Source organism: Streptomyces sp. NPDC050439 (assembly GCF_040655335.1).
GTDB lineage: Bacteria > Actinomycetota > Actinomycetes > Streptomycetales > Streptomycetaceae > Streptomyces.
In genome coordinates this window covers 46,729-70,096 of the sequence record NZ_JBFAJT010000006.1, presented here as the reverse complement: position 1 = coordinate 70,096, position 23,368 = coordinate 46,729, and the positions used below count along the sequence as shown (strand labels likewise).

Below are 23,368 nucleotides of genomic sequence, written 5' to 3'. Positions count from 1 at the left end.
CTATGCTCGGGGGGTGCGTCCGCACGGACCGTTAGCTCAATTGGCAGAGCAGTGGACTTTTAATCCATTGGTTGTGGGTTCGAGTCCCACACGGTCTACGACGAAAGCCCAGCTCGGGAGGTATCCCGGCTGGGCTTTCTCGCTGTTTGGGGTCCTGCTGGCCCCCACGCTCTCACGCTGCTCTCACGAAAGATGTCGATCTTTCCTTCCGGAGGTGACTCCCCCGGCGCGGGGGCTGGGCGCCGGGGGAGCCTGTGGGTGGCGTCCGGGGGTGGGCGCCGCCCCTCTCCGCCGCGCTGCCTCTCCAAGCTGGCGGCGGGAGTTCACTCAGCAATGTAGGCGTATACCTACAGACATTCGATCATGCAGCCACAACGGTTGGCGAGGTGCCATCCGCCTACCCCCCGCCCGACTGGATCCTGATTCGCCGCCTGGCTCTGGGGGCTCGTATCCGCGCCGTGCGGCAGGAGGCGCGGATGACGCAGGAGACAGTTGCGCTGAACGCTGGCCTAGACAGGCCGTCGCTCGTGAAGATCGAGGCGGGTAAGCAGTCTCCGAGCGCGGACACCCTCTTTCGTATCGCCGAGGCGCTCGGCGTATCGGTCCGCGACCTCTTCTGACACGAGCGGCTCGACCAGCAACCGGATGCCGGGTGCCGGCCGAGCCGCGACCCGCGGCTGGCGCGCGCTGTGTGATGAGCAAGCGCACCCACCGCGGGGTCTGTACGGGCGGCCCGCCCCCCATGAGCTCACCTTCGGGCGGGCCGCCCTCTTCCCGTTCCGCGTCTCCGACATAGCCGCGGTACGGGAATCTCAGCTGGCCTGCGTCTCGCCTCCGCGGCGCGGCCAGTCGATGCGTTGATAGGCGTGGTGGTGTCCGCCGCTGTGCCGAGGTGGGAGGGTGCAGCGGAAGTTCGTTCCCTGCTTACGGATGTGGCAGATGCCGGGGATCATGGTGCGCTCGCTCATCGCCGTGCCACCTTCAGGGTCGCCCGCAGTGCGCTGCCTCCCTCGCAGAGGGCAGGGGCGTCGTTGCACTGCTCGCAGCTCTGCGTGTGGTCAAGGAGCGCCTTGTAGACGTTGGTCTTGGCGCAGGAGCGGCAGGCTCGGGGGAACCAGTGAGTGCAGCTGCCGTGCGCGTCTACGGACCGCTCGCCGAGGTTCACGGCCGTCGCATTGGAAAGGGCCACGGCACACCACACGCATGCCCTACCGCGCACCTGCGGCTCGGAAAGGCTACAGACGTCGGGCAGGGGCACGGGGTGGGGCGTTGAGGTTTTGGACATCGGCGTCTCCGGGTCGCGGCCGCATGGTCGCGGCGTCGGCCTTCGCCTGGCGGGGGTGAGCCGACGCCGCGTCATACGGATCACGCTACGAAGCCGCGTGATCGCGTCCCAGTGACAAAGAGCACCAGTCCGATAGGCGATTATCCCGTAACTAGGACGTGTTGTCCTACAGCGTCGGGTCGACTCCCAGCCGTGAAGCAAGGCCCCGCAGGCGGGAGTTGCGGCGCCGCTCAGCTTCCAGCATCTCGGCGACGGTGGTGGCCGCCAGTGTCTGGAACTTGATCCACTCGGGCTGGTCCTGCTCGATCTGCAGGAGATCCGTGAGCGCGCCTTCCTGGTCGCCGGTCTGATACTTGGCCTGAGCAACGTCGACGCGGTGGGAGGCGGAGTGAACGGGGCGGCTGATGCTTGCCAGGTTCACCTCGGCGGCCATACGCAAAGCCTCGGCCGGGTGGCTCTCGGTACCTGCCAAAGAGATGTTGACCTTCTGGGTGCGCACGTCCGCGACCGAGAAGGCACTGCCGTAGGCGCGGGTGGGCCCGGAACGGATGGCCGCCGACTCTGCGGTGGTGAGCAGGTGCAGCGCTTCGTCGTGCTGGTCACGTCGGGCGGCCGGCGTCGCGGCGGCAACCAAGAGGTTGCCGAACACCGCGAGCTGCTCGGAGGTACCGCGGCGGAAGCTCGGCTCCAGGTCGTCGGCCTTCTTCTCAGCGACAGCCTGTGCCTGCTCCCAGCGGCCCTGACGCAGCAGGACCCACGACAGAGTCGAGACGCCCATGCCTTCGGCGAGCGGGTCGGAGGCACGCTGTGCAGCGGCCAGCTGCTTCTCGACGGCACCGAATGCCCAGTCGGGGTGTCCGGCCTGCGTCGCCAGGGACGCGGCGAGCTGGTAGGCGAGGGCGAGTTGCTGCCATACGCGCTCGGTGGGCGTCTCGCGGGCGACGGCGCGGCCGTCGCGCAGGAGCGTGGGCAGGGTGCTGGATAGCTCGGAGTAGTCGCCTGCCCAGTACTGGCCGGTGGCGTGGACGATGCTGGACACCCAGGCGTCTGCGGTCGGTGGGGCCTCGGGGTCGCCATCGAGAGGGACGCCGGGCAGGGCGTCAATGTCCTGGATGGCGTCGCGCAGGGCGATCAAACCGCCGTCGGCGGTGAGTTGCGGGGTCACAGTCGGCTGTCCTAGCAGGCGCTCAAGCTGCACATCCAGGGCTCGCGCGAGGGCGCGCAGAGTCGTGATGCGCGCGGACTGTCTGATTCCCTGCTCCAGCTTGCGGATCGTGTCCACCGATACGCCGGAGCGTTCCGCCAGCTGCTCCTGAGTGGCGTCCCGGAATTCGCGGAAGATACGAATGCGGTCGCCGATGCTCTTGTCCATGTAGACCCCCGCCAGAAGGTGTTGCGTCCACGCTACTCCTGGCGCTCCTCCCTGGACATGGCGAAAGGCCCCCTGCGCTACCGCAAGGGCAGCGCAGGGGGCCAGGTCATGATCCGGTGTGCATGTGCTCGCGTACTCGGTCGTGAATATCGCTCGGGTCTGGGGTGATGCCTCGGTCTCGCATTCGATGGATGAGCCGGTCGACGGTCCATGAGTAGGCGAGGACCAGGCCGGACAACCCGTCGATGCGTTCGTTCTGCTTCTCGACCTTCGTCTTCAGCTCATCGCGGATCTCCTTGAAGGCTGTCAGGTCGGCTTGCCGCTGGGCTGGTTCCGCCGCCACCTGCGCCTGAGCGCGGGTGGCTTCTGCCGTGGTGCGGGCCGCAGCTCGTGTGGCGCGCGCCGCGAACAGGCCAGCGCCGAGCAGGGCGGCCGCTCCGAGGATGGAGCCGATGATGCCTGCGGCGACCCCCCATGTGCCGTTCATCTACCACGCTCCCGTCGCGCAGTGTGGGGGACGGAGTGTTCTGGCAGGGTCGCCAGGAACAGGATCAGCCCGACGTGGCCGATGCCGTACCAGGCGGCGACGGTCAGTCCTCGGAGGTACTCGCCCGTCAGGCCGCCCCACAGGAACGCCGCCCCCCACACGAACGGCGGCACGAGGGCGGCGAAGAAACCCAGACCGTCGCGGCCGACGCGGAGCCAGGCGCAGGTGAACGTCACCAGACCGCAGATGATCCAGACGGAGGACCAGCAGCGGATGTCCGCGAAGCGAGTGAGCAGCCCGAGGCCGAGCGGGCTCGGGTCGGGTTGCAGGGCATAGCCGAGGCCGAAGCACACCTTCGCGGAGCCGAGCAGCGCGAGCGCGATACCTCGGCGGCCCAGCCTCGTGCGGAGGCGGCGGGCCGCCCGGCACATCAGACGACCGGCTCGGACGGCGCCGGGGCGGACGGCTTGTTGGGCACGGCGTAGGTGATGCCCCAGGCGCCGAGGACGGCGAGCACGATCGTGACGCCCTCGCCGGTGGTGAGGGTGCTGTCCTGCACGGCGGTGACTGCGGCCGTGGCGCCGGCCGCCAGTCCCGCAACGAGCGACTTGGCGAAGCTGGAGATGCGCATGGTGGTCCTCACTTCTTGGGGAGCTTGAGCTTCTGACCGGCGTGGATGACGTAGGGGTCCTTGATGCCGTTGAGCTTGGCGATCTCGCCCCAGCGCGCGGCGCTGCCGAGCCTGGTCTTGGCGATCTTCGAAAGGGTGTCGTGCTCGCGGACGGTGTACGACGTGGAGCCGGACCCGGGCTTGGACTTGAGGCGCGTGGTGATGCGGGCCTGCATCGCCGTCCAGTCGACGCCGCGCGGGTCGACCTTGCCGGGCTGCCAGTCGAGGTGACGGATCACCGAGCGGACCGTCCAGCCGTGCTTCCGGCACAGCGCGGCGCCGACCATTTCTATGGCGAGCAGCTGGGCTTCGGGCCAGGGGTCCTTGCCGTTGCCGAGGTTCTCGCACTCGAAGCCGTAGAAGTGGCGGTTGCCGTCGGTGTTCGCCTCGTTGTCCGGTGGCAGGGCGCGCTCGGCGATGACGGCCTGCAGCACGTCGTCGTCGCCCAGGCCCGCGTGGTTGGCGCGGCCGTAGCCGACGACGTGAACGCGGCCGTCCTTGGTGATGACGCCGTGGCACAGCGGGCCGGGCAGGGAGGCGTGCCCGTCGCGGCAGATCTTCACTGTGGCCGCGCTGCCCTTGGTCACGGTGTGGTGGATCATCACGCCGTGCACGGGACCCCACGGCCCCTTGTGGTTGCGGTTGTGGTTCCGCCAGTCGCCGACCTCGACGACGGTCAGGCCCTCGTCACGCAGGGCGGCCAGGAACGTGGACGGGGCCAGGGGTGGCGCCATGAGGTCTCCAGACATGAGAAACGCCCCGGCCATTGGCGGGGCGTGCGGGTGAGCGGAGGGTCAGGCGGCGTATCCGTAGGCGAGGATCGCGGAGCCCGCGAAACTGGCCGCGGTGAAGGCGCCGGCGGTGACGGTGGGCGGGGTGGTCTGGCCGCTGTTGGTGGCGCCCAGGCCCGGGGCGGAGGTGCCGCCCGTGATGAGGCGGCCCTCGCCGATCAGGGACGGCGTGGTCGTCGCGGCGATCATGAAGCCGTAATAGTGCAGCCCGGTGTAGGTGGTGGTGTACGAGCTGGCCGCCCCGGCGGTCGTCTGCGCGATGGCCAGCGTCTTGGCCGTGTTCGCCCCCCACGCCGCGGTGGTGGCGTCCGCGGTACGGGCCAGCGCCACGCGTGAGGCGTTGTGCAACGTGAACCACTGGTTAGTCAGCGTCGCTCCGGCGGTGTTGCCGGACGTGAAGCTAATGGCCGAGAGCGGGGTGCCCTTGGGTAGCCACACCGGGATCAGGTACAGCCAGCCTGAGGTGGGCTGGGATTCGCCGCCGCACCGCATGCGGCTGGTGGTTTCCCAGCGGCCGGCCGGTCGAATGGCGTCCTCGATGGCACCGAATCCGGAGTCGAACGGGCTGGTCTCGGCGCCGCTCGAGGCGTCGGCGACCGAGCCGAAGGTGTTGCCGTACCTGCGCAGGCCGGTGACCGTGTTGGTGACGTTCAGGCCCGCGAGGGTGGTGTCCCTGCTGCGGCTGTGGCGGACGACCGGGCGCACGGTGCCGGTGCTGATCTGCACCCCGTAACCGGTCAGGGCGTAGGTGTCACAGTCGTCGACGATGACATCGGCGCCGTCCCAGATGTGGATGCCGTTGGCGGTGGTGCCGGTGACCGAGCAGCCTTCCAGCGTCACATCGGTCGCGGCAGCGGCCGGGGTCGAGCGGGAGTCCACGGTGATGCCGGCGCCGGTGGCGCCGTTGACGTTGGCGCGGATCCGGCCGCGGCGGGTGCCTAGGGTGCTGACGGCGGTGGCGCCGCAGCCGCGGGCCAGAACCTGATCGACGGTGTAGTCCTCGACGTCGATCAGGCGGACGGCCTGCGAGGCGATGTCCCGGGTGATGACGCCCGCTACGCGCAGGCCCTGTACGTATCCGGTGTCCTCGCCCTCGACGCGGACCGCCGCGTCGTAGGCGCCGCCGCCGACCATCTGCACGTCGTCGATGGTGACGTTGCGCAGGGGCTCGCTGCCCGCGATGGTCGGTGCGCCGCCGCCGGCCGGGGTGCGGTGCGAGGCGGTCCCGGAGTCCAGGGTGCGGATCCTGACCCCGGCGCCGCAGTCCTTCAGCGTGAGGCCGGTGATGGTGCAGTCCTGCCAGGTGTAGGCGCCAACTGCCCACTGGGCCAGGCCCTCGCAGTACAGGTCCCGGACGACGATGCCGGTGTGCGGCTTACCTGGCGAGGCAGAGTGGGAGCCCACGCCGCGCGGCCAGGCCGTAGTGCCGGGAGTGCCGGAGGGACCGACGGTGCACCCCGCGATGACAACGTCCGCGCACGCGGTGTCGTCCGCGGGGCCGAAGCCGCCAAAATAGGCGCTGCCCTTGGCCAAATCGGGCTGGATGAACTCGCTGAAGTCCCTGCCTCCGGGGTCGAGGTAGCCCAGGCCGCGCACGCGCTCGATGCGGCAGGTCTTCACGGCGTTGATCTCGATGCCGTGATAGCCGCACACGTCCTTGATCAGGGTGTCGCGGATGGTGATGTTCTCGGCGTGGCCGATGCTCATGCACATCGCGGACGTCGGGTAGGCGGTCGCCCTCGCGTCCCAGGTACCGCCCTCGATGATGATGTTGCCGTGCCCGGTGTAGCCGCCGTAGGACTGGGCCGCATCTCCGTTCAGGAGCATGGTGCCCGCGCCCGCGCGCCGGATGGTGGCCCCCTCGAGGAGAGTCAGCCGCGTCTGGCCGTAGATGCGCAGGGGCAGGGTGGAGGCGTCCCAGGTTCCCGACGGGACGATGACCCAGCCGCCGCCAGCATCCCGGCACGCGTTCAAGGCGGCCTGCAGCGCGGACCCCCCGGTGCCCCACAGCCGCGGGTTGTAGATGCGCATGCCGACGAGGGAGACCTGCCCGGCCACGAACGTGCCGGGAGTCTCCAGGACGCCGGCGGCCGAGCGGTAGAGGAAGGTGTCACGGGCCGCGTTGCCGGGCCCCCATTCCTGACGGCCACCGGCCTGCACGTGCCAGCGGTCCACGGAGTCGCCGTTGACCAGTGCGGCCAGGGCTGCCGAGGTGGAGGCGCTCAGGGACACCTCGGCTTTGCCGGTCAGGGTGCCGCCGGTCTTGTCGTACTTCTCGGCCAGGGCCTCGGTGTCGCCGACGCCTTCGCGGGCGCCCTCGTACCAGCGCACCGGCTGCCCGGAGGGGCCGTTGTACTCGTACTCGATCTGCTTGTAGCCCTCGGCCTTGAACGTGCGGATCGCACCGGGGGTGTCGCTGTCGGCCGGGTTGGAGCGCAGCTGCGCGATGGGGGTGGTGCCGTCCTCCTCGTACAGAGCGGTGATGATGGCGCCCGTGCCCGCGGCGCGCACGATGAGCGGGTAGTCGGGCACGGCGTCGCCGGTGACGGTGGTCAGGACGGCGGCAGGGTTCCCGCCGAAGGTGTAGAGCGCCATGCGGGACCCTCAGATCTTCCAGTAGTAGCCGGAGATGTCGACCCAGTTGGTGCCGTCGGTGCCCTGGTACCACCACAGGAGGTCACCGGCGACGCCGTAGGCGGACGTCGTCTCGGTGCCGAGGATCTCGATGCGTCCGGCGGCGTCGGTGGTGGTGCCGCCCATGGAGCAGGCGCCCACGTAGGTGCGCAGCTCGGCGGGGATCAGGTCGGCAGGCACGGCGCCGAGGTTGACGGCGTTCGGGTCGGTGATAAGGGTGCCGTCGGTGCGTTCGATGCGGCCCTTGAGCTCGACTCGGCGGCCGCCGTCGAGGACCATCAGGGCGATGTCCACGTCCCCTTCCTGGAAACCGGCCTTGAGGCTGAGGGTGCGGTCCCAGACCGGCGGTGGCTCCCAGATCGTCACCCACGTGTCGGTGTCGCTGGACGTCTTGAGCCACACGGTGCCGTTGGCGGCGGTCACCAGGGTCTGCGCGGGCGCGGCGGCGAAACGGTTCGTCCGGTCCGCCAGGTCGGCCGCGGAGTGCCTCAGGTGCGGGTCGATGGCCTCGGCCAGGGCGGCGATGTCGGCGGGGACGATCGGGGACTGGCCGCCGCCGGGGACGGGCAGGTCGGCGTATCCGAGGGTGGCCACAAGGCGCTCCTTACGAGGCGTTGAACGTGATGGTGATCTGGCCGCCGGTGAAGGCCGCGTAGTCGCCGCGGCCGTGGCCGTAGATGGCCACCCCGCGGGCGCTGCCGGAGGCCAGCTGTGTGCGCCAGCTGCTGGGCAAGGTGGCGGTGCCCTTGGCGCCTACTGACAGGGACAGCAGCGTCTCGGGGCCCGCGTCCAGGTCGAGTTGACCGGAGGGGGCGCCGTTGTGGTCGTGCAGGTAGAGCCGCATCTTGACCTTGCCGTTCACCCCGGAGCCGCGCTTGCGGGTGAAGCGCACGGTCATCGCCTTCACGGACTTGCCCGCACACGCGTCGGCGATCTTCGTGCCGTAGAACCAGCCGCCCCGGCGGTCGCCGCGCCCCGTCCAGTCGCCCTGGGTCGGGGCGGAGGCGTAATCATCGGGGCGGCCGCGCCGCCAGGTCCCCGAACTGTTGGCGCTGATCTTCACGGTCTTGGGGGCGCGAGTGGTGGGGGCTTCTGGCGAGGTGTCGGGCAGAGAGGCCAGCTGCGCGTACAGCACGCCTTTACCCGCGCCGTCCTTCTTGGTCCACAGCGCACTCACCTCCTGGAATCCCGCGCCCGGCGCGCCGGTGCCCCAGGTGTAGGAGCTGATGGCGATCAGGTCCTGGGCGGCGTCCTTGGCGACCTCGGTGATGCTGGCCTCATCTGCGTCGGCGGGGTCCTCGCCCAGGCGCCAGAGCACGACCGGCACGACGCCGCGGCGCACGGCCACGACGTCCCCGGCCTTGCGGTTGCGGTAGGCGTCGGTGCAAGCAACGTCGTACAGTTCGGCGCCGCCCATCCGCACGTTGACGGTGCCCCGGTCGGTGACGTCGATGACGTCGGCGGACACCGTCTGCAGTCCGCCGGCCGCTTTGTCGGCGGCGTCCAGGTCCTTGCCGAGCTGGTCGCGGATATCGGCCATTACAGCCTCCTGGCGCTGGTGCGGGTGCGGCACGTCATCGCCACCCCGCCGAGCGTGTAGGGGTTGGCGTCGATCAGGTGGCGCTCCCACACGCCGTCGCTCACCTCGACCTCGACGACGTCCCCGGGCTCCATGGCCGGGTTGCAGACGGCGGTGAACGACAGCGAGGCCTGCACGCCCAGCGAATCGGAGAGGCGGGCCTGGGCGACGTCGTCGGCCTGGGTCTGACCGGTGATGAGCGCGGAGGCGTAGCGGCCGGTGCGCACCCGCACCCAGGGCAGTCCCTCGCGCTGTGGGGCCAGCGGGTCGCCGACCGGGTCGGGCCCGGCATAGGTGAGGCTGGAGGGGTCGGCGTCCCAGGCGTAGGCCGGGCCGATCGTGGCCCCGCCAGACCCGCTGTCGCCGGTGACCACCCACAGGTTCACCAGGCCCTCGGAGGTCTCTTCCTCGGAGGGCTCGGCGGTGGCCAGGGTGCGCGGGATGCGCCACACGATCGGATCGGCCAGCGTGGGCACCGGCGCGAACGTCATGATGCCGTGGGCGTCGGCGTACAGCTCGGCGCCCAGCGAGGCGGCGATGCCGGTGGCGGTGCCGGAGGTGTCGGTGCCGCCGGACAGGGCGGCCCACCGGTCCTCGTCCACGACGAACGCGGGCAGTCGGGTGGCCGCTTTGACGCCCTCGCGCCAGGCGATCGGTGCCGCGGGCAGCGCCTCGGACATCAGGGTGCGTGCGCACAGCTCGGCGGAGTCGGGGCCGATGGTGCGGGCCGTGGGCAGGTCGGCGCTGCGCACGACGTCCTCGCGGCCGAGCAGGTTCAGGGACACCCCCAGGCGGGTGCGTTGCAGGCGGTCGATGATGTAGCGGCCGGCGGGGATCCACTCGGTGCCGAGGCGGGGCACGCCGATGCCCTGGAAGAGGCGGATCTCGGTGGAGATGGAGTTGATGCCGGAGCGCCCGCGGGGTGCGTCCAGCAGCTCGACGGACGCCGAGTAGCGGACCTCCGCGGTACGGTCCGGGGTCACTGATCCCTCGCCGAAGGTGGCGGGCGTCCAGGTCTGGCCGCCGTCGTTGGACCACTGCGCGCGCACCGGGCGCTTGGTGGCCTGCCCGAGCGCGGCGAGCGCGGCCGCTGAGATGGGCAGCACCTACGTCACCGCCCCGTTGGTGGCCAGCGCTGCATAGGTGGGATAGGAGGCGGTGACCGCGTCGTAGGTGGCGAACGCGTCGGCCAGCAGGTCGTAGGACCAGCCGGGCGCGCACATGGGCTGACCGCCGGTGGCCGGCCGCTCGACCGGCACGATGTCGAAGGTGACGGTGTAACCGCCGGTCGCGCCGAGCTTGCCGGTGGGCTTCTCCGACACCTCGCCGGGCACGAAGTACCGGTCGGGCACGTGGTAGCCGGGCCGCACCTGGGCGAGCAGCACGCCGGAGCGGATGAGCTGGCGGAAGCGCTCGATGTCGGCGGCCAGGACGTCCACGGAGACGGACTCGGCGGGCGCGGCCGCGGTGTCGTAGGCGACGGCCATATACGGGCTGCCGGTGCGCAGCGCGCTCTCCTGGCGGGCCGCGCTGGTGGTGCCCTGCGCGGCCAGCAGCATCACCCGCATCGAAAGGCCTGGGGACTCGATGGACTTCAGCCACAGGTCTTTGCTCTGCGCCGCAGGCGGGGCGGGCACGACCAGCCCCAGCGAGGTGGCCGGCCCCCAGCTGCCGTCGGCGTACAGCGGGCGGGCGGTGTAGGCCACCGCCACGCCCAGCGGCGCCTCGTGGTCGTAGGCCTGCCCGATGCCCTCGACGGCCCACGCCAGGTCACCCGAGCGCACTCCCACAGGAGAGGCGCCGGGGTCCTGGCGGGTGAGGTGCACCTTGCGCACGTCGGCCGCGGAGTCCAGCGGGGTGTCCCCGGCGGTGTAGTCGACCGCCAGGTAGACACCCGCCCACGGCCCGTCGATGACGGCGGTCAGCCAGCCCTCGGGACTGGTGACCGTCTCGGGCGGGGTGACGGGCGAAGCCGCCGGGTCCACGATCATCGGCATCGGTTCATCCCTTCCTTCCGGATCGCTTGCTACGGCGCACGTCGTCCAGCGCACCGTCAACCCGGTCGTCCACGTAGGCCCGCAGGACGACGCCGTCCTCGACGACCAGGTAGACGGGGCGTCCGTCCAGACCACTGGCGGCGGCCTGCCCGGAGGACCCGGAGGTGACGGGCACCAGGCCGGCGGGCACCGCGGCCGCGCCGAGCCGGGCGGCTGCGGACTCGATAGACGGCCCGGAGGCGACCATCCCGGCGATCACGCCCGCGCCCAGGTCGGCGCCCGCCTTCTCGCCCTTCCTCGAGGGAGAGTGCGCGTCGATGCCCTTCTTGGAGCGGATGGCCTTGACCGCGCCCGCGCCGAGCTTGGCCATGGCCTTTTGGATGTCCTTCTCCTGGGCCATGAGCCCGGTCAAGAACCCCTTGGAGGCGGCGCCGCCCGCGTCGTACATCGCGTCGGCCATCGTGCGGCCGTAGCTGGTCGAGAGCTTCGCGCCCGACTTGGCCATCGCATTCAGGGACTTGATCTGCGAGGCGGACGCCCCGGACAGGATCCCGGCCAGCGTGCTGTCGGGGTTCATGGCGCCCAACTCGCGGATCATGCCCTGGTTGAGGCCCTTCTTGGCCAGGTTCTTGATCTGCCCCTGGAAGGACCGCACCGTGCCCTGGCGGGCGGAGAGCCCTGACAGAACGTCGGAGACGGACGTGGACTCGGCCAGGTTGGACAGGCCCATGAAGTCGGCGGCGCTCTTCTTCTGGTCGGTGCTGGCGGTCTTGGCCGTGGCCAGCTTGGAGTCGACCGCGTCGCGCTGCTTGGCCATCGTCTGCAGCCGGGCGGACACCTTGGTGACCTGTGAGGCCAGTGCCTTGCCGCTCCCGCCGGTCGCCTTGAGGTCCTTGGCCAGTTCCTTGGACGCCTTGGCGATGGTGGCCGCCGAGCCGGTCAGGGACTTGGTGAAGTTCTTCAGGTCGCCGGGCAGGTCCTTGCGGGCCTTGGCCGGGCTGGTGCCCTTGGCGAAGCCGCGGGCACCCAGGCCCTCGGCCATCCGCAGGCTGTCGCGGTGGTTGAAGACCTCCTCCCCGCCCTTGAACTTCACCAGCTCGGGGCCGCGCTCGCCGACCCAGGCGATCTCACCGGCCTTCGGCTTGCCGCCCTCGCTGTAGCCCTTGGCCGAAAGACCGTAGCGGTGGGTGAACAGGAAGTCCTTCGCACCGCGGGCCCGGGAGCCGACCACCACGCCGTCGCCGCCCCGGCTTTCCACGTTCACACCGTTGATGGTTCCGGCGGTGTGGCCGACGCCGGAATTCGTGATGCCGATCATGAACGGGGCCTTCTTGTTGAGCACCCAGCCGCCCGGTGCCGTGGCACCGGAGAAGGCGCCGGTGGCCCAGCGCCTGTGGGGCTTCTGACCGCGGATCACCGACTCGATCGCCGACATGAAGCCGCTGCAGTCCCAGCTCGGGTTGCCGTTGCCGCCCCACTGGTAGGGCAGGCCGTTTTGCGAGCGCGCCCACTTCAGACCGCGCTTGACGCCCGCACCGCCCATCAGGCCACCGCTGGCTCCCTTCTTGTCGGCCTTGTCGCTGTACCCGAACAGCGAATCGATGATCTTCGTGGGGATCTTGCGGAGCATCTTGCCGATGCCGGTGTCCATGCCGGGGAAGGACTTGAGCAGCGGGTCGACGACGTTCTTCACGCCCGCCCGCGCGCTCGCGGCCAGGGTGTCCTTCAGCCAGGAGGCCCCCTCCTTGACCTTGTCCCAGGCGGCCGAGCCCACGCCCGCCGCGGCGTTCAGGCCCTTGCCGACCCAGCCGAAGATGCCGCCGTCGGCGAACCGCTGCGGCTGGCCGCCCATCACGGGCGCCAGAGCCTTCTGCACGCCGGTTGCGCCACGGTTCTTCGCGATGCGGTTCATCGTGCCGACGAACCCCGCGCCGACCGCGCGGGTGAACTCCGGCCGCATGATCGACTCGCCACCGCTCATTTCGAGCGCGCCGCCGGTGGGGCTGAAGAACTTGTGCGGGTCCCGGCCCGGGGTGTAGCCGGGCAGAATGCCGCCGGAGGCAAACTTCACCGGGTCCAACGTGGGGGCGCCGAACGCGTCGGCGACCTTGTTCCAGACCTTGACGATGCCGCCGTTGTAGACGGTGTCCACGATGAACTTCACCGGGGCCTTGGCGATGCCCTTCACCTTGTCCCAGGCGACCTTGATGGCCTTGCGGGCCGTGTCAAAGGCGCTGCCCACGGCGCGCGTGGCGTCCTTCAGCCGGTCGAACACGGGCTTGATGCCGGAGTTGTAGACGGTCGAGACCACCGACTTGATGCCGCTCATGGCGGGCTTCACGCCGTTGTTGTACAGCCACTTGAAGACCCCTCCGACCGTGCGCAGCCCGGCCATCAGGAATCCGAAGATCACCTTGAGGCCGGCCCACAGCACCTGGCCGCCCGCCTTGATGTAGGCCCACACGGGTTTCACGCTGTTGTTCCACAGCCAGCGGAAGATGCCGCCCAGGACACGCAGGCCCGCCATGATCCATCCGAAGGCGATCTTCAGGCCCGCCCACAGGACCATCGCGCCCGCCTTGATGTAGCCGAGCGCGGGCTTGATGGCGACGGCCCACAGCCAGCTGAAGACGGCGCCGAGGAGCTTGACGGCGAGGTAGATCGGCCCGAATACGACGATCGTGAGGATCGTGGCGAGGATGCGGGCGCCGGTGTCGATGGCGGAGAAGACCGGGCTGAGCACGGTCGTCCACAGCCACGTGGCGGCCGAACCCACCGCGCGCAGGCCGGTCATGAAGCCGTCGACCGCGGGCTTGAGGCCGTTGGTCCACAGCCACATCGCACCGGCCTTGATCGCCGAGAAGACGCCCAGCACGATGGACCGGAAGGTCTCCGACTTCTGCCACGCCACCGCGAAGGCGACGCCGAGGGCGACCAGGGCGATCGCGACCAGCACGAACGGGTTGAGCGCCATGACGGCGTTGAACAGGGCCTGTGCGGCCGCCCAGGCGCGCGTCACGGCGGCGATGCCGCGGCTGGCCAGGGCGTAGGCGGACATGACGCCGATGACCGCGCCGGTGGTGATGGCCTGCGCGGACAGTGCGAGGGTGACCCCGCCGATCAGGATGGCCAGCGGGGTCAGCCAGATGCCCCACTCGCGGAACCAGTGGATGGTGGCGCCCACGGCCGCGCCTGTACCGCGCACGGCCGGGGCCAGGCGGTCGGCGAGCCACATGACGCCGGTCTTCACAGGCGGCAGGACGTCGTCGTTGAGGAAACGCCCGAAGCGCATCAGCGGCGGGATGGCGTACTTCATGGCCGCGTCTCCGAGCGCCATCAGGGCCCGGCGCTTGAACTGCTCGAACTGCGCGCCCGCGTTGTCGCGCAGGTCGTTGCCGGCCTTCTTCGCCGCACCGCCGACCTTGCCGAGGTCGCCGACGGCCTTGGACGGGTCGAGGGCGTACAACGCCTCCCCCATGTCCTCGGCCTTGGTGCCGAACAAGGCGACCGCGGCCGCGTTGCGGTCGACGGGATCCTTCATCTTCCGCAGCCGGTCCAAGACGGTCTGCAGGCCCTGGGAGGCGCCCTTGCCGCCCTTGGCGAACTGGGCCGTCATGTCCTTGGCGTTCAGGCCCAGCGCCTTGAAGCCCTCCGCGGAGGCCTTGGAGCCGTCCGTGGAACGGATCTGGAATTCCTTCAGGCTGTCCGCGATCACGTCGGTGTCGCGGGCGCCCGCCTGCATGCCCTGCGAGAACAGGCCCATCGTCGTCTTCACGTCGAGGCCGAGGCTGCGGAAGATGGTGCTGTACTCGTTGAACGTGTCGGCGATGTCGTCCGCTCTGGGGCCGAGCTTCTGCATGCCCTTGAACAGCACGTCCAGCGCCTCGTTGCCGTTCTTGGCCAGCCCGGTCTTGAGGATCTGTCCCGTCGCGTTGGCGGTCTGGCCCAGGTCCAGTTCGAAGGTGGACGAGAGGTCCTGCACCTTGGTGGCGATGGCGGCCAACTGCTTGGTGGTGGCGCCCGACGGGGCCAGGCCCGCGGCCATGATGGCGCGCACCGCCTGGGCGCCCTCGTCGATGGAGCCGGTGACCGCGTTGGCGTAGAGCTTGCCCGCGGCCGCGCCCGCGGTCTTGGCCTCCTTCGGAGAGAGGCCCAGCTGCGCCTTGAGCTTGCCAGTGGCGGCCTGCTTCTCGATGGCCTCGCCGACGCCCTGCGCGACCAGGACCCCCACCGCCGCACCGGCGGCCAGGGCCCCGGCCTTCATCTTCCCGGCCATGCCCTGCATCAGGCCGTCACCGGCCTGGTCGCCGGCCCGGGCAGCGGACTGCCGGACCGGCTCTTCCAGCGACTGGCGCAGCTCGCGGCGGAACTGCGACATGGACGGCAGGACGTCCAGCCATACCGATGCAGCGCGGGGCATGACCTCACCCCTTTTCTGCGTACTGCGGTGTCGCGATGGCGACGATCCGGAGGTAGCCCTGACGGGCGTCGGCGGCTTCCTTGCGGGCCTTCTTCTTGCGCTTCTTTTGCGCGCCGGGCTTCTCCGGGCGCCACGCGGGATCCGGGTAGGGCCTCTCCGGCGCCTTGTCCGGCCGGTTGGCGTTGGCGAAATCGACCCGGAGCCGGGCCATCAGATCCAGCAGGTCGGCCAGCATGAAGTCGGCGTGCTGCCAGTGGTGCCCGGCCAGCGTGCGGGCCAGCACCCCATCGGGCGGCAGGCCCTCGACCATCACGCGCAGCTGGCGCAGGGAGATCTCCCCGCGCCAGAACTCCGCGATCGGATCGCGCGGGCTGTAGTGGTGCAGGAGGTCAGCCTCGACGGCCTCGGGATGGCGCCCGAGGACGTCTAGGACCGTGTAGGGCGGTTCTTGACCTGCCCTTGCATGTCCTGCTGGACGGCCAGGAACAGCAGCGCCATCTCCATGTCCTGGTGCCCGGCGGCCACGAACTTGTCGTACTGCTCGTCACCGAGGATGGCGTGCGCCTTGGCCCGGTTGGTCTCGGCGGCGTCGACCTTCTCCGACCATTCGTCGTCGGCGAACAGCGGGTGGGGGAAGGTCAGGGTCTCCCCGTTGTCCAGCTCGAACTCGACCTCGGGGCCTACGGCCTCGACGAACTGCTGCTTGACCTCGGACAGCTTGTAGCGCTTCTTGTTGGGCTTGCTCATGGGCGTCTCGTCTCGCTTCTGGGTGGCCGGCGGGTGAGCGGGTGAAGGCACCGCGGCGGCAGGGCTCACCCTGGGCCGCCGCCGCGGTGCCGGCTTGTCGGCGGCGCTCACGCGCCACCGGGGGTGGTCGTCGACACGTCCACGCTCGGGCTGGTGCCGCCGGTCAACCCGGTGGCGGAGGCGGTCATCTGTGCCACGTCCGTCCCGGCGAGGGCGCCGGTGAACGTGACCTCGACCGGGGTGCCCGGGTGCGGGCCGCCGGTGCAGGTGACGTTGCCCGAGCCGACGTTCGACAGGGCCTGCAGCGCGGTCCGCACCTGCGCGGATGTCGCGTTGTAGACGATGGGACCAGTGGTCTGCCCGGAGTACGTCAACGTGTACGTGCCGCCGGTCGGGCCGCCCGTGATCGCCACGGACTGCACCTCGTTGGACAGCGGCGCCAGGTCGCGCCAGCCGGGGCCGTCGATCCAGGTCAGTGCGTCGGTGCCCAGGGTGTCGTCGATGTAGGCCTGGTAGGTGACGCCGCGGGAGATCTCCGCGGTGCGCGTCCACTGCTCGTCTTCGCGGCCCGAGCGCAGCGCGCTGGGGAAGTGCCGCACGATGTAGATCGGCTCACCGCTGGACTTGTTGAGGTCCTCGGCGATGAAAAGCAAGCGTCGGTAGCGGGTCGGCGGGGTCTTGGGCCGCGACCACGTCCAGGCCGCCGAGCCGAGGCTGGGCAGGGCGCCCGCGCCTGAGAGCGGCAGGTTCTCGAACAGGGCGATGGCGGCGGCGTTGGTCTCCTGCGGCACCCACTGCGCGGTCGTGGTATCGGTCTCCACGTCCGAGCGGGTCGGGCTCGCGGACTGCCCCGACTCCACATCGGAGTTGGACAGGTCACCGGAGAAGGTCACGCCGTCGGTCGTGGTGAAGCCGACCGGCACATACCCGGCGGGCAGGGTCTGCAGGACGCCGTCGTTGTCGAACGGTGCGGACACCGCCGCTGCGGAGGCGTCGGCGGCGAAGATCGCGTATCGGAGGGCCTTGCGGATCAGCGACTGGCGCAGCTCCGCGATGGTGGTGAAGTCAGCGGCCGGCATCGCGGCCCCCTTCCATGACAAAGCCCCCGCACACGGGCGGGGGCTTGGAGGTGAGTGCGCGTCAGGCGGGCGCCTGGGCGCGGCTGGTGAGCCGGTAGGTGGCCACAGCCCGGCGCAGCGCCGGATTGCCGTAGGGGACCGGTGCGGGCCGCATGTCGGAACTGACGGTGTCGATGACCAGGCCGCCCGAAGAGCGTCCGGCCAGGGCGAGCATGCTGGTGTGCACGGCGCGCGCCAGGTCCCACATCGCGGTGCGCGAGGAGGCGAACGTCTCGACGTCCAGCAGGGTCACACCCGTGGTGTTGTCCTCCCCACCGCCGGGGGTGACCTGCACCTGTACCAGCGGCAGCTTCTTGTCCAGGTCGGCGGGCAGCTCGTTTACCACACGCACGCCCAGGTGGCGGGGGCGCAGCCACAGGGCGGCGGCCTGCTCGATATCGCCCCAGTCGAGCTCGGGCCAGGTCACGGCCGGTCCGCCCGGTCAGGGAAGATGGTCTGCGGCTCGACGCCGGCGGCCCTGCCCAGGATTCTGCGGCGTTCGGTGTTGGTCGAGCCCCACTCGTGATCGGCGGCATCGGCCCGGTTGGCGACGACCTTGGCGGTAGGGCGGCCTGAGGGGCGGGTCTCCTCGGACACCTCGATCTCGGAGGCGAATCCGTCGTCGATCTCCGAGGCGGCCATAGTGCGGGCCCGTCCGGCGATCTCCTCGGCCTTGGCCTTCAGTGCGGCCCGCACCTTGGGCAGCCGCATGATCTGGTCCAGGCCGCGCTCGTCGAACACGATGCGAGGTCTGCTCATCCGGTGTACTCCTTCAGCACGGCCGAGGTGTGGGCAAGGAACGGGGCCACAGACCGGGCCAGGCCCGGCTTGCCGTCGACCTCGTACTTCTCACCGTCCACGGCGATCAGGTCGGTGCCCTTCAGACCCATGTCGGGAGGTCCGAAGAACTGCCAGCGGGAGACGATCTGGTCGCTGGCGCTGGTGAGGTACTCGGTGGAGTCCAGCGGCTGAAACGAGCAGTGCTCAACGTCGACCGGATCGGCCTCTATCCACGCCTCGTTGCCGCGCTCGTCCTCCCCGTAGTGGCGGGCAATGTGCTGGATCGTCTGGTCCATCAGCGCGGACTGACCGAACATGCAGGTCACCTCCCCCAGCGCGACGTCAGACTGCGATGCGGGTGGTAGCGGGCCAGCTTGTCGATCTCGACCTGCGCCAGCGACGTCGCCAGCGTCTCGGAGGCGAACGTCACCGAGCGCTGCCCGGTGGACTCCTGGCGCAGGTTCTTCGGATTCACGCAGGCGCGCGCGGTGACGTCCAGGACCAGGCCCACTACCTCCATCGGGACCACGGGCCATCCGAACGTCCACGTCACCCGTGCCCGCCCGCATAGGTAATAGCGGCGGCCGAGCAGTTGCACCGTGTCGTCCTGCAGCTGCCATTCGCTGTCTTCGGTCAGGTCCGTACCGCTGACGGTGACGGAGGCGACCGACTGCACCGGACCGGGCAGCCGGATCCGGCCGCCCTCGACGATGCGGGACGGCGCGGTCATGGTGCGCACGGTGAACGTCGTGCGGGCCTCGCGCCGGACCATGTCCGAGGCGATGTCCAGGGCGAGGCTCACCGTGTTCACGGGCGCGCTGCCCCGCGGCACCTGCAACCAGTCCTCCAGCTGCTCGATGGTGGCCAGCGGCGGCAGCGGCGCCACGTCAGCCGCCCTTGACCGACGATTCGCCGGTCTCGATGTTCCGCTCTACGGTCACCTCGGTGCCGTCCGGCTTGAGCGCGGTGTAGGTCTCGGTGCGGTCCTTGCCCTGCCGTGCCGCCGTCTTCTTCTTGGGCAGGGGCAGCACGGCGTTGACGGTGCCGTGCCCGGCCTGGGCGGCGGCGCCCTTGTCGGGGGGCGCGGACGTGGCCCGCTCCGCGGGGTCGGTGGTGTCGGCCGGGCCGTCGCCCGGGGCGGTGGTGGACGGGGCGTTGAGGTGCTCGTCCAGCCGGGTCTCGCTCGGCGTGCTGGTGGTGTTCTTGGCGGCCATGAAGCCGTCTCCCTTCAAGGTCAGGCGTTCAGGACGCCGCGGATACGGGCAGCTGCCTTGCCGCCGAAGACGGCCAGGCCGGTGTAGAACTCCAAGCGCGTGCGATAGGCGGGCTTCTCCTGCAGCTCGCCCAGGTCATAGGCCTGGACGCCGCCGTTGGTCAGGCCCGTGACGGCCTTGTCGCCCTCGTCCTGACCGAACTTGACGATGTAGATCGAGGAGGCGAGGGAGCTGGATCCCTGGGTCTCGTTCTGCGGGAGGATCTCCACACCGGCCGCGGTCTGGCCGGGGTCCAGGACGGGGATGCCGTTGTACGTCTGGACCATCTTCTGCGTCAGGGCCTCCTTGACCATGTCGACGCCGCCCAGGCGACGGCCGGAGGACTTGATGCGGGCGATGGCCGCGGAGTTGGCGTAGATCACGCCGTTGGAGGCGTTGATGCCGGGCACCGCGGCGATGCCTCGGTCAAGGACGTCGAAGAAGTCGTGTCCGCCGGCCACCGGGCCGAGCCCGTTGGTCGCGGCGTCGATGACCTGCGCCCCGGTCAGGCGCTTCTTCAGGCCGTCGAACCCCTTGGGGGTCACGGCCACGTCACCGTTGAAGAACTGGTCCTGGAAGTAGTACGAGGCCGCCTTGATCTTCATGCGCGTCTGGGTGGCGCGCTGGTCGTTCAGGTTGCCGCGGGTACGGACGATGAACTTGTCCACGTCCGCGTCGCCACCGAGGATCACCAGAGACTCGCTCTTCTGGTTCACGGTGCCGGTCGACTCGGTGTACGCCTCGTTGACCGAACGGAAGGCGACGCCAGGCAATGCGGCCTCCTCGTTGTAGGCGTAGGCGTTGCCTTCGATCGTCAAAAACGGGATGCGGTCCAGGACCACGGACTCCTGCACGAACGTCTCGATGACGCCGCGCTGGAGCTGGGTCTGGGACAGCTTCGCCGCCTCGACAAGGGTTACGGCCACGACGGGCCTCCTTCTTGGTGGGGGCCCGTCGCGCGGGCCGGGTTACTTGGTCTTGGACTCGGTGGCGTAGGCGTGCCGCAGGCGGCCCATGCCGGGGTCGACGTCGGCGGGCGGGGTGGGGTGGCCGCCGCCTCCCACGTCGCCCCAGCCCTGACCGTTCGCGGCCAGGTAGGGCTTCTCCTTCAGGAGGTCCTCGATCGCCTTCTTGATCTGCTTGGCGTCCGGGTCGCCGTCCTCACCGATCTTGATCTTGGCGAGGTCGATGAATTTCGGGGCGTCGGCCGGATCGGCGAGCAGCTTCGCGGCGGCGGCCTTCACCTCAGCCCGGATCAGGCGGGCGTTGGTGTCCGCGGTGATCTCGTCGCGGACTTCCTTCTTGAGGGCCTCGGCGTCCAGGGGCGGATCGCCCTTCCCGTCGCCGCCCTTGCCCTCACCGCCCTTGCCGTCCTCCTTGGGCTTGCGGGAGAGCTTGCCTTCCAGCTCCTTGACGCGGGCCTCGGCCGCCTGGCGGGCATCGCGCTCCGCCTGCAGCGCCTTCACGCCGCCCTCGCCGAGCTTGTCGCCCTCGTCTCCCGAGCCGCCCTTGCCGCCGTCTGCCGAACCGTTGCCGCCGGCGCCGCCCTCACCGTTCCCGCCCGCGCCCCCGTCGCCGCCGCCGGATCCGGAGCCGCCGCCGTCCCCTCCGTCGGCGTACAGGAACGGGTCGAAAGGGCCCGTGGCGTAAGGGTGGGACCAGCCACTACCGGCGATGGCCAGGGTGTTCTTGCGTGTGCGGAGCATCGCGCTCCTCCTTCGTGGGGTGATCCGCGCGGGTGTCGCACCTCGCGCGCGCCCAGGCCTCGCGCCCGGGAAGTCAGTAGATGTAGCCGTGCTTCTTCAGCAGCCGCAGCTGCTCCTCGCGGCTGCTGTCCTTGGTCTGCCGCAAGATCTCCTCCGGCATCAGCCGCGGGGCCTTTGACCGCCGGTACCGCTCACGGGGCAACTTGTCCGCGCCCAGGTCGATGGCCAGCCGCTTACCCGCGATGCCGCGCAGCGTGGTGGCCTCGGTGGTCGTCGGCCCCTTGCGGCTGCCGGTGAGGGTCTGCATGCCGCGGCGGGCGTTGACGACCTGTGCCAGGTCCGCGCCCTTCTCGAGCGCCTCGACGGCAGCGGCGCCGAGACGACGGTGCCGCTCCTGCGGGGACATCTGCGCCACCAGCTGCTCCGGCCCGGGCAGCGCGCGCCACTCCTCGTCGGAGTGCACGGGGTCCATGCCGCAGTCGCACTTCGGGTGCCGCTGGAAGCCGGTCGAGTACGTGTACTGCCGTCCGGCCAGGACGATGCACCGCCCGCACGCGGGCAGCTTCACCACCCGCACGTAGGCAACGCACCGGCGGTGCGCGGTCATCGCGACCGAGGTAGCCGCCCGTGAGGAGTCAGCGATCTGCGTGGACACCATCCGTGCCATCTGGTTCATGCCCGCCAGTAGCGCCGTGCGCGGGTCCGCGCCCGCAACGAGCGTGGTGTAGGTGGTGATCGCGGGCTGGAACAGCAGCGTCGTCAACGGCCGGCCATCGGATGCGATACCGGCCAGAGCGCGGGGCTCGATCTCTGCGGCCGCGCGTGCAGCTGCTCCGCGCTCGGCCATCGCCAGCCCCACGAACGCCTGCGCGCCTTCGGCCGCGGTGAGCTGCCCGGCCACGACCGCGTCCAGAATGGCGCCGCCCTGGTCGCCTTGCAGGGAAGCCAAGATGTTCGCCGGGTCCAGCCCCGACCAGATCGACTGGACGCGCGCAACGACGGCCTGGGCGAGGGACTGCACCTGTCGATAGCGGGCGTCCGCCGCTTCGCTCATGCCGCCTCGCTCTCGGCTTCGTCCTGGTCGTCGGTCTCCTTGGGGCCGAAGCTGCTGAACGCGGACGCGGCGGCGGCCGCGGCGGCGGCGGCCTGCTCGTTGCGCAGCCGGATCCACTCCTTGACCTGCTCCGGCCGCACGCCGGGGATCATCCGCCACAGTGCCTCGTCGGGGACGCCGATCGCCTTGTACTTCGTCAGGGCGTCCGCGTACTGCGCGACGGAACGGAACTGCGCGTCCCTCCATACGACGCGGCCCATGGACAGGGAGGCCGCGCGACCGGGGTCGTTCGACGCGAGCGCCTCAAGGCGCATGATCTCGCGCAGGTCCGCGCCGAAGTGCAGCTGCTTGTCCATCGCCTTGGCGACCAGACCGGACTCGGCGCTTTCGAGGGCGTCGGCGGCGATGTTCGCCATCTCACCAAGCAGGTACTGGGGTGGGGTGCGGGTCTGGGCGGCGATGTGCCGCACGCACTGAGAGATCACACTCAGGTACGCCGTAAGGTCCGCGGCTGAAAACTGGCCGATGCCTGCGCCAGCCTTGGACAGCCACAGCAGACGATCTTTGGAGTACTGCCCCAGCGGGACGTCCTCAACGTCGAGGATGTCGCCGGTCTCGGGATCGACGATGTCCTTGACCGGCTTGTCCATGCCCAGGACCACGCGCTGGGGCAGCGCGGCGAAGTCGGCCGCGGTGAACAGGTGCGCCCACAAGGTGTTCACACCGTCCTGCAGCGGCGCGACCGGGGCGATCTCCGACTGGGGTTTGCCGTGCAGCCGGGCCCGGTTGGCGATCTCGACGATGGGCACCTCACCCATCGGATTGGGCATGTCGACCTGCTCGGAGGTGCGCACGCCGACCGATCGGGACACCCACTCGCCGCCGTTCACGGTGCGCTGGCGCCGGTAGACCATCGCCCTCTGGTCGCCCGACGCGCGCACGAACAGGGTGGCGAACTCGTGGGACCCGTCCGACCAGACGCGCAGGCCCGCGCGGCGCTGGCCACGGGAGCCGGGCACGTAGTCGACGATGGCCTGCCCGGCGGGAATGAAAGTGATGTCCGACTGGCCTGCGGGGTTCCACACCAGGGCGTGTGAGCGGGCCACCACCAGGGCGTCCAGGATCGCCAGGCCTACCTCGACGTCGGCGCGGGTGCGCTTCCAGGCTTTCATCGCGGCCTGGTCGGGGCTGCCGTCCTCGCCCTCGAAGTCGATGACCGCCAGGCGCTCGCGCAAGGTGTCGGGGACGGTCTTGCACCAGTTGTCGCAGAAGTCGTCGAAGAGTCCGCCGGTCTGCTCACTGAACTCGGGCGACGCGTACTTCAGGGGCCGGTCCCCGTCGTACAGCGAGTTGTACTCCGTGACCTTGGTGTCCCGCTTGTCGATCCGCGCCCGCAGCTTGCGGATCATCGTCTCGGGTCCGTCGGTGTCGGCCAGCCGGTTCTCGGTGTCGGTCAGCATGCGCGTCTCCTTCCG

At 70.2% G+C, this 23,368-nt stretch carries 26 protein-coding genes, 1 tRNA gene and 1 pseudogene; 2 read left to right on the top strand and 26 right to left on the bottom strand.

All coding sequences use genetic code 11. The features are described from left to right. Window positions 1-25 precede the first annotated feature (25 nt). Together AB0I66_RS24745 and AB0I66_RS24740 are read left to right on the top strand one after the other, a co-directional pair. Window positions 26-98: transfer RNA gene (locus AB0I66_RS24745), tRNA-Lys, on the top strand. A 288-nt stretch (window positions 99-386) separates the two neighbouring features. Beyond that, window positions 387-620 carry a helix-turn-helix transcriptional regulator gene (locus AB0I66_RS24740; RefSeq protein WP_363210135.1) on the top strand — a complete coding sequence of 78 codons (234 nt, stop codon included), beginning with the start codon at window positions 387-389 and terminating at the stop codon, window positions 618-620. 192 nt (window positions 621-812) lie between these two features. On the opposite strand, the gene AB0I66_RS24735 is transcribed toward AB0I66_RS24740, so the two are convergent. The 26 genes and pseudogenes from AB0I66_RS24735 to AB0I66_RS24610 all read right to left on the bottom strand — a co-directional run bounded on the left by AB0I66_RS24735 (window position 813) and on the right by AB0I66_RS24610 (window position 23,353). Beyond that, the gene (locus tag AB0I66_RS24735) at window positions 813-968 is read right to left on the bottom strand and encodes a hypothetical protein (RefSeq protein ID WP_363210134.1); all 156 of its coding nucleotides are present in this window, start codon (window positions 966-968) and stop codon (window positions 813-815) included. Further along, on the bottom strand, window positions 965-1,189 hold the full coding sequence (locus AB0I66_RS24730; RefSeq protein ID WP_363210133.1) for a hypothetical protein: 225 nt from the start codon (window positions 1,187-1,189) through the stop codon (window positions 965-967). Before AB0I66_RS24730 ends, AB0I66_RS24735 begins: the two co-directional genes overlap by 4 nt. 262 nt (window positions 1,190-1,451) lie before the next feature. Continuing rightward, window positions 1,452-2,657: a helix-turn-helix transcriptional regulator gene (locus tag AB0I66_RS24725; RefSeq protein ID WP_363210132.1), complete on the bottom strand. Its 1,206-nt coding sequence runs from the start codon at window positions 2,655-2,657 to the stop codon at window positions 1,452-1,454. Window positions 2,658-2,763: 106 nt separating this feature from the next. After that, on the bottom strand, window positions 2,764-3,144 hold the full coding sequence (locus AB0I66_RS24720) for a hypothetical protein (RefSeq protein ID WP_363210131.1): 381 nt from the start codon (window positions 3,142-3,144) through the stop codon (window positions 2,764-2,766). Then, window positions 3,141-3,575, bottom strand: coding sequence for a hypothetical protein (locus AB0I66_RS24715; protein ID WP_363210130.1), 435 nt, complete (start codon window positions 3,573-3,575; stop codon window positions 3,141-3,143). The genes AB0I66_RS24720 and AB0I66_RS24715 overlap by 4 nt, the downstream gene beginning before the upstream one ends. Next, a complete protein-coding gene (locus tag AB0I66_RS24710; protein WP_363210129.1) occupies window positions 3,575-3,775 on the bottom strand; it encodes a hypothetical protein in 201 nt (66 codons plus the stop codon). The genes AB0I66_RS24715 and AB0I66_RS24710 overlap by 1 nt, the downstream gene beginning before the upstream one ends. Window positions 3,776-3,783: 8 nt before the next feature. Next, window positions 3,784-3,978: a LysM domain-containing protein gene (locus tag AB0I66_RS24705; RefSeq protein WP_363210660.1), complete on the bottom strand. Its 195-nt coding sequence runs from the start codon at window positions 3,976-3,978 to the stop codon at window positions 3,784-3,786. Then, window positions 3,961-4,548 (bottom strand): annotated as a pseudogene (locus AB0I66_RS24700) (N-acetylmuramoyl-L-alanine amidase); the annotation flags it as partial. The gene AB0I66_RS24705 and the pseudogene AB0I66_RS24700, both read right to left, overlap by 18 nt. Before the next feature lie 60 nt (window positions 4,549-4,608). Then, on the bottom strand, window positions 4,609-7,200 hold the full coding sequence (locus AB0I66_RS24695; protein WP_363210128.1) for a right-handed parallel beta-helix repeat-containing protein: 2,592 nt from the start codon (window positions 7,198-7,200) through the stop codon (window positions 4,609-4,611). A 9-nt stretch (window positions 7,201-7,209) separates the two neighbouring features. Next, a complete protein-coding gene (locus AB0I66_RS24690) occupies window positions 7,210-7,833 on the bottom strand; it encodes a hypothetical protein (RefSeq protein WP_363210127.1) in 624 nt (207 codons plus the stop codon). A 10-nt stretch (window positions 7,834-7,843) separates the two neighbouring features. Further along, on the bottom strand, window positions 7,844-8,779 hold the full coding sequence (locus AB0I66_RS24685; protein WP_363210126.1) for a hypothetical protein: 936 nt from the start codon (window positions 8,777-8,779) through the stop codon (window positions 7,844-7,846). After that, on the bottom strand, window positions 8,779-9,924 hold the full coding sequence (locus AB0I66_RS24680) for a phage tail protein (protein WP_363210125.1): 1,146 nt from the start codon (window positions 9,922-9,924) through the stop codon (window positions 8,779-8,781). Before AB0I66_RS24680 ends, AB0I66_RS24685 begins: the two co-directional genes overlap by 1 nt. Further along, window positions 9,925-10,815: a hypothetical protein gene (locus tag AB0I66_RS24675; RefSeq protein WP_363210124.1), complete on the bottom strand. Its 891-nt coding sequence runs from the start codon at window positions 10,813-10,815 to the stop codon at window positions 9,925-9,927. It lies immediately after the preceding gene. 4 nt (window positions 10,816-10,819) lie between these two features. Next, window positions 10,820-15,235 (bottom strand): phage tail tape measure protein, encoded by a 4,416-nt coding sequence (locus AB0I66_RS24670; RefSeq protein WP_363210123.1) that lies wholly within the window; start codon window positions 15,233-15,235, stop codon window positions 10,820-10,822. A 4-nt stretch (window positions 15,236-15,239) separates the two neighbouring features. Further along, window positions 15,240-15,545: a hypothetical protein gene (locus tag AB0I66_RS24665; protein ID WP_363210122.1), complete on the bottom strand. Its 306-nt coding sequence runs from the start codon at window positions 15,543-15,545 to the stop codon at window positions 15,240-15,242. A gap of 116 nt (window positions 15,546-15,661) precedes the next feature. Then, a complete protein-coding gene (locus AB0I66_RS24660; RefSeq protein ID WP_363210121.1) occupies window positions 15,662-15,982 on the bottom strand; it encodes a hypothetical protein in 321 nt (106 codons plus the stop codon). Window positions 15,983-16,089: 107 nt separating this feature from the next. Beyond that, window positions 16,090-17,061 carry a hypothetical protein gene (locus AB0I66_RS24655; protein WP_363210120.1) on the bottom strand — a complete coding sequence of 324 codons (972 nt, stop codon included), beginning with the start codon at window positions 17,059-17,061 and terminating at the stop codon, window positions 16,090-16,092. Window positions 17,062-17,122: 61 nt separating this feature from the next. Beyond that, complete coding sequence (locus tag AB0I66_RS24650; protein WP_363210119.1) at window positions 17,123-17,527, bottom strand: hypothetical protein; 405 nt, start codon at window positions 17,525-17,527, stop codon at window positions 17,123-17,125. Continuing rightward, entirely contained in the window at window positions 17,524-17,859 is a 336-nt protein-coding gene (locus AB0I66_RS24645) for a hypothetical protein (protein ID WP_363210118.1), read from the bottom strand. The genes AB0I66_RS24650 and AB0I66_RS24645 overlap by 4 nt, the downstream gene beginning before the upstream one ends. Then, window positions 17,856-18,197: a hypothetical protein gene (locus AB0I66_RS24640; protein ID WP_363210117.1), complete on the bottom strand. Its 342-nt coding sequence runs from the start codon at window positions 18,195-18,197 to the stop codon at window positions 17,856-17,858. The genes AB0I66_RS24645 and AB0I66_RS24640 overlap by 4 nt, the downstream gene beginning before the upstream one ends. Window positions 18,198-18,202: 5 nt before the next feature. Next, complete coding sequence (locus AB0I66_RS24635; RefSeq protein WP_363210116.1) at window positions 18,203-18,766, bottom strand: hypothetical protein; 564 nt, start codon at window positions 18,764-18,766, stop codon at window positions 18,203-18,205. Window position 18,767: 1 nt separating this feature from the next. Then, a complete protein-coding gene (locus AB0I66_RS24630) occupies window positions 18,768-19,094 on the bottom strand; it encodes a hypothetical protein (protein WP_363210115.1) in 327 nt (108 codons plus the stop codon). Window positions 19,095-19,114: 20 nt separating this feature from the next. Then, window positions 19,115-20,059, bottom strand: coding sequence for a major capsid protein (locus AB0I66_RS24625; protein WP_363210114.1), 945 nt, complete (start codon window positions 20,057-20,059; stop codon window positions 19,115-19,117). 42 nt (window positions 20,060-20,101) lie between these two features. After that, window positions 20,102-20,839, bottom strand: a complete 738-nt coding sequence (locus tag AB0I66_RS24620) for a hypothetical protein (protein WP_363210113.1) — start codon at window positions 20,837-20,839, stop codon at window positions 20,102-20,104. A gap of 73 nt (window positions 20,840-20,912) precedes the next feature. Continuing rightward, window positions 20,913-21,893 carry a hypothetical protein gene (locus tag AB0I66_RS24615; RefSeq protein WP_363210112.1) on the bottom strand — a complete coding sequence of 327 codons (981 nt, stop codon included), beginning with the start codon at window positions 21,891-21,893 and terminating at the stop codon, window positions 20,913-20,915. Beyond that, window positions 21,890-23,353, bottom strand: coding sequence for a phage portal protein (locus AB0I66_RS24610; protein WP_363210111.1), 1,464 nt, complete (start codon window positions 23,351-23,353; stop codon window positions 21,890-21,892). Before AB0I66_RS24610 ends, AB0I66_RS24615 begins: the two co-directional genes overlap by 4 nt. Between the last annotated feature and the right edge of the window lie 15 nt (window positions 23,354-23,368).